The sequence below is a fragment of the Stenotrophomonas sp. HMWF003 genome (genome assembly GCF_003061285.1).
GTDB lineage: Bacteria > Pseudomonadota > Gammaproteobacteria > Xanthomonadales > Xanthomonadaceae > Stenotrophomonas > Stenotrophomonas maltophilia_AP.
Window position 1 is genome coordinate 1 of the sequence record NZ_QAIW01000143.1, and the last position, 8,748, is coordinate 8,748.

Annotated in this window: 8 protein-coding genes; 6 read left to right on the forward strand and 2 right to left on the reverse strand. The window is 68.2% G+C overall.

Going from position 1 to position 8,748, the window contains the following annotated elements; translation table 11 throughout:
• Positions 1 to 575: HTH-type transcriptional repressor FabR (gene fabR, locus DBR34_RS05460; protein ID WP_128096010.1), on the forward strand; the 575-nt coding region annotated here is incomplete at its 5' end.
• A 33-nt stretch (positions 576 to 608) separates the two neighbouring features.
• On the opposite strand, the gene DBR34_RS05465 is transcribed toward fabR, so the two are convergent.
• Positions 609 to 2,591, reverse strand: coding sequence for an oleate hydratase (locus tag DBR34_RS05465; RefSeq protein WP_128096011.1), 1,983 nt, complete (start codon positions 2,589 to 2,591; stop codon positions 609 to 611).
• Positions 2,592 to 2,903: 312 nt separating this feature from the next.
• Here DBR34_RS05465 and DBR34_RS05470 point away from each other — a divergent pair, with 312 nt between their 5' ends.
• From DBR34_RS05470 to DBR34_RS05485, 4 genes are read left to right on the forward strand one after another with little or no spacing between them, the layout of a single operon-like run.
• On the forward strand, positions 2,904 to 4,232 hold the full coding sequence (locus tag DBR34_RS05470) for a TolC family protein (protein ID WP_258223689.1): 1,329 nt from the start codon (positions 2,904 to 2,906) through the stop codon (positions 4,230 to 4,232).
• Positions 4,225 to 5,241, forward strand: a complete 1,017-nt coding sequence (locus DBR34_RS05475) for an efflux RND transporter periplasmic adaptor subunit (protein ID WP_128096013.1) — start codon at positions 4,225 to 4,227, stop codon at positions 5,239 to 5,241. Before DBR34_RS05470 ends, DBR34_RS05475 begins: the two co-directional genes overlap by 8 nt.
• Positions 5,238 to 6,422: an ABC transporter permease gene (locus DBR34_RS05480; RefSeq protein WP_128096014.1), complete on the forward strand. Its 1,185-nt coding sequence runs from the start codon at positions 5,238 to 5,240 to the stop codon at positions 6,420 to 6,422. The genes DBR34_RS05475 and DBR34_RS05480 overlap by 4 nt, the downstream gene beginning before the upstream one ends.
• A complete protein-coding gene (locus DBR34_RS05485) occupies positions 6,419 to 7,582 on the forward strand; it encodes an ABC transporter permease (protein WP_128096015.1) in 1,164 nt (387 codons plus the stop codon). Before DBR34_RS05480 ends, DBR34_RS05485 begins: the two co-directional genes overlap by 4 nt.
• A gap of 109 nt (positions 7,583 to 7,691) precedes the next feature.
• On the opposite strand, the gene DBR34_RS05490 is transcribed toward DBR34_RS05485, so the two are convergent.
• Positions 7,692 to 8,054, reverse strand: a complete 363-nt coding sequence (locus tag DBR34_RS05490) for a glycine zipper 2TM domain-containing protein (RefSeq protein WP_128096016.1) — start codon at positions 8,052 to 8,054, stop codon at positions 7,692 to 7,694.
• A 257-nt stretch (positions 8,055 to 8,311) separates the two neighbouring features.
• Here DBR34_RS05490 and DBR34_RS05495 point away from each other — a divergent pair, with 257 nt between their 5' ends.
• Positions 8,312 to 8,707, forward strand: a complete 396-nt coding sequence (locus DBR34_RS05495) for a barstar family protein (protein ID WP_128096017.1) — start codon at positions 8,312 to 8,314, stop codon at positions 8,705 to 8,707.
• The last annotated feature ends 41 nt before the right edge of the window (positions 8,708 to 8,748 follow it).

The window sequence follows — 8,748 nt, forward strand, 5'->3', positions numbered from 1 at the left end:
CGCTGGCCCTGATCGGCCCGCACCGCAGTGTCTCCACGCTGAGCCTGCGCGAGGTGGCCCGCGAGGCCGGGATCGCGCCGAATTCGTTCTATCGCCAGTTCCGCGACATGGACGAACTGACCGTGGCGCTGATCGACCTGGCCGGCCGTTCCCTGCGCACGATCATCGGCGAGGCCCGCCAGCGCGCGGCGTCATCCGAACGCAGCGTGATCCGGCTGTCGGTGGAGACCTTCTTCGAACAGCTGCGCGCCGACCACAAACTGCTGCACGTGCTGCTGCGCGAAGGCAGCGCCGGCTCGGACGCGTTCAAGCAGGCGGTGGACCGCGAGCTGGGCTACTTCGAAGACGAACTGCGGGTCGACCTGATCCGGCTGGCCGCCGCCGATGGCGGCGCGGTGCTGCACGAACCGGCGCTGGCGTCCAAGGCGATCACCCGGCTGGTGTTCGCCATGGGGGCCACCGCCGTGGACCAGCCGCAGGAAAAGGACGCCGAGCTGATCGAGCAGCTGTCGCAGATGCTGCGCATGATCATCACCGGCGCGCGCACCATCGCCGGCAACCCGCCGACGCGTTGATCGGGGAGAGACGTACCACCCAACGGTCGTTACCTACCGCTTGCCGAGCTTGTCGCCGAGGCGGTCCAGGCGGGCCGAGACTTCCTTCAATGCCAGGCTGCCCTTGCTGGACAGCCACGACAGTTCGTCCTCCATGAAACCGCGCTTGTCCTGCGCCTTCTCCGCCTCCGGCAGCGGCGGCAGGATGTGCGCGAAGTAGCTCTTGCCGAGCAACCGGTGCAGCACGCGCTCGCCTGGGAACGGTTCGCCGTTGTTCAATGCACGCGCCGCCTTGAGCAGGTTGCGCACGTCGTACTGCACCGGGCTGATGTCGGGCACCTGCTTGGGCAGCCCCAGCAGCGTGTACACCGCCACCCGCGCGGTGCGGATCGAACTTTCCATGGTGAAGATCACATCGTTGCGGGTTTCCACGAACTGGCCGAGCAGGCCCAGGTTGGTGCAGCCGGCCGGCACCACGTGCGGGCGATCGCCGGCGGCACGCGGCATGAACTGCGCGGTGATGTACGGCATCAGCGCCAGCCTGACCTTGGTGGCGGCCGCCACCACATCCAGCTGGTCGCCGATGCCCAGGTGATGGCACAGCTCGGCCAGGATCTCGCGGCCGGTACAGGCCGGCATCGGCTTCTTGATGTGGTTGCCGTCCTGGTCCATCAGCAGCGCATACACCCAGACCACCAGCACATCGCGTGGCTGGTCGACGAAATGCGGCTGGCGGTTCACGGTGAAGCTGATCACCCAGTTGGAGTCGGTGATGGTGATCACCCCACCGGTAACGGTACGGCCCGAATACGGGTCGTTGACCGACAGCGAGGCGATCTTGTCCACCAACGGCGACGGACGGCAGGTGAGCGTGGCCGATTCCCACATCGAGCGGTCGATGTCGCCGTAGAACTTCTCCGGCTTGCCAAAGATCGGCGACTGCCGCGCCAGGTTGCGCCACAGCGCCCAATCGCTGTCCTCGCCCGGTTCGTGCCGATCACGCTGCAGCACCGGCGCGGTATCCATGTCGCCGTAGGCGGTGCCTTCGGTCATCGAGCCGGTCAGCGCGAACACCAGGTCGCCCTCGCCCACCGCGATGCGGTCCTCGCGCCCGCCGACCTTGCAGCGGATCGCAGTGACGGTGCGCGCGTCGCCGGCGACGGCCATCTCCAGGTCATGCACACGTGTATCGAACTGGATCTGCACGCCCTGCGCGCGCAGCATGCGTGCCAGCGGCACCACGAAACTCTCGTACTGGTTGTACTTGGGAAACACCAGCGCGGACATGTCGTTCAGGCCGTCGATCGCGTCCAGGAAGCGGTGCATGTACAGCTTCATCTCCAGCAGGCTCTGCCAGTTCTCGAAGGCGAACATCGACCGCCAGAAGAACCAGAAGTTGCTTTGCAGGAAGCCTTCGCTGAAATAGTCCTCGATGGTCACATCGTCCAGCTCTTCCTTGCGCTTGAGCAGCAGCTTGACCAGTTCCCACTGCTGGCCACGGCTCAACCCGAACGTGGAAAAATCCTTGATCCTTCCCTGCTGGTGCAGCAGCCGCGCCTTGGACCAGTTCGGGTCGTGGTCGTTCACCGCGCGGTATTCGTCCAGCACGCTGAAGCCCTCGGGCAGCTCCAGCGCGGGCACGTCCTGGAACAGGTCCCAGAAGTTGTCGTAGTTCCAGTTCATCTCGCGGCCGCCGCGCACCAGATAACCCTGCTCCGGGTTGCCGGCGCCATCGAGCGAGCCGCCTTCGATGTCCAGGCTGTCGATCAGGGTGATGTTGGCCGCCGGCATGCCACCATCGCGGATCAGGTAGAACGCCGCGGCGAGCCCGGCAATGCCGGTGCCGATGATGTACGCGTGGCGCTGCGCGATGCCTTCCGGCGGCAGCGGCCGATTGCGCATGTAGCCGCCCATCGTGTCCGGCGGCGGCAGCGTGTTGAGCGGCTGGTTGGACCAGTAGGTGCGACTGCCATCGGGCTCGTGCTCGAACGAGGGCGAAGTGGCGGGCGTGGCGGACTGCGCCGGCAGCTGGGTCATTGCACCTATCCTTATGGTCTTCAGGGGTATCGCAGGGCCGCTCGCGGCCTTGCGGCGACGGTAGCACCGCCGTCCTTTCCATCAGGTTACGCCGCCGATCCCGGCGCGCCTTGATCGACATCAATCGGCGCGGTATGCAGCGCGCCCTCATCGCACTGCACCCGCGTGAAGACCCCGGCTTCACGCCACCCGCACCATACTTTGCCGAATGCTTTACATACGGAACGCCCATTCGTGAGCCGGCACACGGCGCTTGCGCGCGCAAAGAAAGGACTTCACTGCACCGCTCTGCTCCTGTGCAGTGGCGCGGCCATGGCTCAATCGCCCAGCGGTGACGCAGCTGTTCCGGCGCTGGACTGGCAGCAGTCGCAGCAGCGCCTGGAACAGGTCTCCGATGCGCTGGCCGCCGCCGATGCCTCGGTGCGCAACAAACAGGACCTGCAGGACGCCACCCGGCTGCTGCGCCTGCCGGAGATCACCGGTGAAGTGCGCCGCCTGCAGTTCCAGAAAACGCTCACCCTGCCCTTGGGCTCGCTGGCCCCGGTGGCCGAGGCGTTCGGCATCGACTCGCCGTTGCAGTTCACCGAGCGCGACTGGCGCACCCGCCCGGTCGTCACCGCGGTGCTGCCGCTCTACACCGGTGGCCTGATCCCGGCCGCGCAGCAGGCGGCCGCCGGCGCCACCGCGCAGGCCAGCGCCGAACGCGAATCGCAGCGCCAGTCGTTGAGCGTGCAGCTGGCTCAGGCCTACTTCGGGCAGCGCCTGGCCGAACAGGCCGTCGACGTGCGCCGTGACGTGCGCGACGGGCTGCAGCGCCACCTCGACGACGCGTTGAAGCTGGAACGCGAAGGCTTCGCCACCCGCGCCCAGCGCCTGCAGGCCAACGTGGCCCGCGACAAGGCCGAGCGCGACTATCAGAAGTCCCTCAATGACCTGCAGACCCTGAAGGCCGCGCTGGCCACCCTGCTGCGCAGCGGGGGCGAAGTGCGCCCGCTGTCGCCGTTGTTCGTACACCGCACGCCGATTGGCGCACTGCCCACCTTCGAACGTGATGCGCAGGCCCGGCAACCGCAGATCGCGCGGCTGCGCGCCCTGGTGGCGCAGGCCGAGCAAGGCGTGCGCGTGCAGCAGGCCAAGCTCAAGCCCACCGTCTACCTGTTTGGCCAGTACGACTTCCTGCGCCGCGATGAAATGCTGACCGACCCGGACTGGGCGTTCGGCATCGGCCTGAAGTACACCTTCCTTTCCCCGAGTTCACGTCCGGCGCAGATCAGCGCCGCGCGTGCGCAGCAGGAACAGGCCGAAGCTGGCCTGCGCGAAGCCGAAAACCAGGTCACCCTGGGCGTACGGAAGGCGTGGTACGAACTGGATACCGCGCGCCAGCAGTTCCTGCTGCTGGACAGCAGCATCGAGCAGAACCGCGAAAACCTGCGCCTGCAGGAGCTGGCGTTCCGCGAAGGCCAGGCCACCTCGCTGGACGTGATCGATGCGCGGCTGGGGCTGGGCGGTGCGCAGGTGGAACGCGCACAGGCCGCCTACCAGTACGACGTGGCGTTGGCGCAGTTGCTGGAGATCAGTGGACAGATGGACCGTTATGAAGAATTCCGCCGCCAGGCCGACGAGGTGATCGCGCATGAATGACACACTGCAGGCGCCGGCCGACGCGCCGCCGCCGAACAAGCGCAAGCTCGGCATTGCCCTCGCGCTGGTGCTGGCGATCGTGGTGGTGGTTGGCCTGTGGCTGGCCTGGCGCAGCCCCGCCGAACAGCTGCAGGGCATGGCCGACGCCGACACCGTCAACGTGGCCGCCAAGATCACCGCACGCCTGGCCACGCTGAAGGTGCGCGAAGGCGACCGGGTCCAGGCCGGCCAGGTGCTGTTCGTGTTGGACAGCCCGGAAGTGGCCGCCAAGGAAGAACAGGCGCAGGGCGCGCTGGAGGCGGCCAGCGCGGTCGCCGACAAGGCCGACGAAGGCGCACGCAGCGAGGACATCCGCGCCGCGCAGGCCAACTGGAAACGCGCCGAAGCCGGTGCCACGCTGGCCGACGCCACCTACCAGCGCGTGCAGAACCTGTTCAACGAAGGGGTCATGACCCGGCAGAAGCGCGATGAGGCGCTGGCCCAGGCACGCAGCTCGCGCGAGCTGTCCAACGCCGCCCGCGCACAGTACGACCAGGCACTGGCGGGTGCGCGCGAACAGGACAAGCGCGCCGCACAGGGCCAGGTTCGCCAGGCGCGTGGCGCGGTGGCCGAAGTGGATGCCGCGCGCGAGGAGGTCAACGGCCGCGCGCCGCTGGCCGGCGAGATCAACAAGCGCATGGCCGACGTCGGCGAGCTGGTCCCGGCGGGCTACCCGGTGTTCACCCTGGTCGACATCGACCGCATGTGGGTCTCGATCAACCTGCGCGAATCGCAGATGCGGGGCCTGAAGATCGGCAACCGGCTGCGCGGTCAGGTACCCGCGCTGGATCGCGAGGTCGAGTTCGAGGTGTACTTCATCAACCCGGCCGGCGATTACGCCACCTGGCGCGCCACCCGCCAGTCGTCGGGCTACGACGTGCGCAGCTTCGAGATCCGGCTGCGCCCGGTGGGGCGCGTGGAGGGCTTCCGCCCCGGCATGAGCGTGCTGTTCGCGTGGCCGCAGGGATGAACCGGTCGCGGCGGGCGGGCTTCGGCGCCGCCTTCCAACGCGAGCTGCAGCACCTGCGCAGCGACCGCGCCGACCTGCTGCTGGTGACGCTGTTGCCGCTGCTGATGCTGGGCGTGCTGGCCTGGTTGTTCGCCGCGTCGGTGATGCGCGACATTCCCATTGCCATTGTCGACCTGGACCACAGTGCCGAGAGCCGCCTGCTGGCCCGCATGCTGGATGCAAGCCCGGGAATCGCCGTGGCCAGCCAACCGGCCAGCCTGGCCGATGCGCAGGCGCAGCTGCGGCGGCTGGAGGTGTTTGCCGTGGTGCTGGTCCCGCGCGATGCCACCCGCCAGGCGCTGCGTGGCAGCCAGGGCACGGTGTTTGCCTACTACAACGCCACCTACCTCACCACCGGGCAGTCGGCGGTACGCGACATCGTGGAAGCGGTCGGCGCGTGGAATGCGCGCCTGCTGAGCGGCGGCATCGGCAAACAGGTCGGCCCGGCCAAACTGCGCGCGCCGCCCATCGCGGTGCAGTCGGACATCCTGCACAACCCGGCGCGCAGCTACGAACTGTTCCTGCTGCCGCTGCTGTTTCCGGCGGTGTTGTCGCTCGGACTGGCGCTGGCCGTGGCCGCCAGCCTGGGCCGCGAAGTGCGCGACGGACAGCTGCGCACCTGGCTGGGCAGCGCACCTTGGGCAGCCATCGCCGGCAAGATCTGCCCCTATGTGGCGCTGTTTTCGGTGTATGGCGCGCTTGGCGTGCTGTACCTGGCGCTGCTGCGCGGCGACGGCGTCGCCGGCAGCCTGGGATTGCTGATGCTGGGCCAGCCGCTGTTCTACCTGGCCTGCGCGGCGGTGGCGCTGCTGTTCGTGGGACTCACCCGCGACATGGGCACCGCGCTGTCGGCGATCGGCTTGAGCATCGGCACGGCGTTGGCATTCTCCGGTGCCACCTTCCCGGTGGTGGACGCGCCGCTGTTCACCCGCATCTGGAACCTGCTGCTGCCGCTCACCGCCTACGTCAAGCTGCAGACCCAGCAGCAGTTCGTCGGCGCGCCATGGACGGTCTCGCTGTGGCCGTTGGCCACGCTGCTGCTGATGGTGCTGGTGGCCGGCGGTGTCGGCGGCTGGCGCCTGATCGTCGCAGCGCGCGCCCTGCCCACCCCGGTAGCACCGTCCAACGGAGCGGCCGCATGAGCCGCTTCACCAGTAGCCTGCGCCAGACACTGCGCGCGGTGCTGACCGACCGCTATGCGGTGGTGCTGATGATCGGCGCGGTGGTGCTGTACTCATTCTTCTACCCGGCCGCGTATCGCCACCAGGTGGCCAGCAACCTGCCCATCGTGGTGGTCGACCACGACCAGAGCGCCACCAGCCGCGAACTGCTGCGCCGGGTGGATGCACTGCGCACCGTGCGCATCGTGGCCCAGCCCGCCACCCTCGACCAGGCCCGCCACGCGCTCGAGCGTGGCGAGGCCGAAGGCATCCTGCTGATTCCCGCCCAGCTGGAGCGCGACATCCTGCGCGGTGGCGCCGGCCACCTGGTGCTGATGGGCAACGGTGCCTACCTCGGCCGCGCCAGCTGGGTACTGGGTGGCGTGGCAGACGCCCTGACCGCGTTCGCGCGCGAAACGGCCGTTTCGCAGGCCGCCTTCATGGGCGCTCCGCAGCCACCGCCGATCACCCTGGTGCAGCGGCCTCTGTTCAACACGCTGGAAGGCTACGGCAGCGCCATCGTGCCCGGCGTGGCCGAACTGATCGTGCATCAGACGCTGTTGATGGGCATCGGCGTGCTGCTGGGTACGCGGCGCCTGGCGCTCGGCCGGCGCCTGCGTTTCGACCTGCCCACCCTGGCCGGCATGGCGCTTGGCTTCGGCATCATCGGCCTGCTGGGCCTGCTCTACTACGCCGGCTTCACCGCGTGGGTGCAGGACTATCCGCGCGGGGGAAATCCGCTTGGGCAGCTGCTTGGCGGCACCTTGTTCATTGCCGCCACGGTGGCGTTCGGCCTGTTTGTCGGCAGCTTCTTCGCCACCCGCGAACGCGCCTTCCAGGTGGTCATCGCCTGCTCGATCCCGCTGTTTTTCCTGGCCAACCTGTCCTGGCCGGCGGTCACCTCGCCACCGGCACTGGTGGCCCTGGCGCACCTGTTGCCCACCACCACCGGCATCAACCTGATGGTGCGCCTGAACCAGATGGATGCCCGCCTGGGCGAGGTCAGCCACGAGCTGTGGACGCTGGCCGCGTTGCTGGTGCTCTACGGTACGCTCGCCGTCTGGCGGCTGGGCGCACGCGGGCGCACGCGGGCGCACACCTTGACGGTGAAACCCGGCGGCAACCGACGTGTGGCCGAATGAAGTGCGGCACGCCTTGACGCCTTGACGCCTGCCCCATGCCACTGACCCGGGCACGAAAATGCCGGCCCCAAGGGACCGGCATCGGGTCATCGCTCCCTGGAGCGCAGGATCAGCGGTACTGACGCTCGCAGCGGCGCTCGACCACGCGGTCACCGTTCTTCTGCTGACTGCGGCCCTGGATGTTGCGGCCCGCAGCGCCACCCGCGACAGCGCCGGCCACGGTCGCCAGCTTCTTGCCGTTGCCACCGCCCACCTGGTTGCCCAGCAGGCCGCCCACCACCGCACCGGTAGCGGTACCGGCAATACGATTGGGGTCCTTCGCGTTGCGCTGCACTTCCACGTTCTTGCAGACAACCTTGCTGCCGTCGTTGAAGCGGCGGCCTTCATCCTTCGGGCCGTACGTCTGCGCGGCGGCGCCGAACGAGGCGGCAATCAGGGCGCCCATGCACATCACACGTTGAATCGTCTTCATGTTCGTCTCCTCATTCGCAGGACATGGACCGAGCCTGCGCCCGTTGGCTGCAACCGACAGTGAAAACATGTCGAGGCCACGTCAATGTCCGGATCGCGTTCAGGCGGCGGACACCTGCGGGCACAGTGGCGCGGCGTCGACGCATGCGTCTCCCACAGCCCCGTATCATCCCGCGTGGTCCTTTCAATCCTGCCGCGGGGGACGTCCCTGTTCTGCCCCGGCAAACCAACTTCCGCTGGCAACCGGTGCAAAGTGCGATGACAACCACCACGCTGCTGCTCGAGGGGAGCGCCATTGATGACATCGCCAGCTTCTACGCCGAAATCAACCGCGTGTTCATGGCGGCCGAAGACTGGCAGCTCGGCCCCAGCCTGGATGCACTGGATGACCTGCTGTACGGCGGCTATGGCGCACTGGCCGGGCACGCGGCCGTCAGCGTGCACTGGGCAGACATCGCGCACAGCCGTGCAGCACTCGGCGTGGCAGCAACGCGCGCCTGGCTGCAGGACAAACGCGCCCGGCCGGGCACCTTCAACCTGCAGATCATCGATGCCCAGCTCGACGCACTGGCGCGCGGCGTCGGCCAGACCTACTTCGACATCGTGATGGACATCTTCGCCGCGCATCCCGACGTGCGGCTGACCACGGACTGATCGGCAGCGCCGCTGTTGCGGGTGCCGACGGTGTTCTGCAC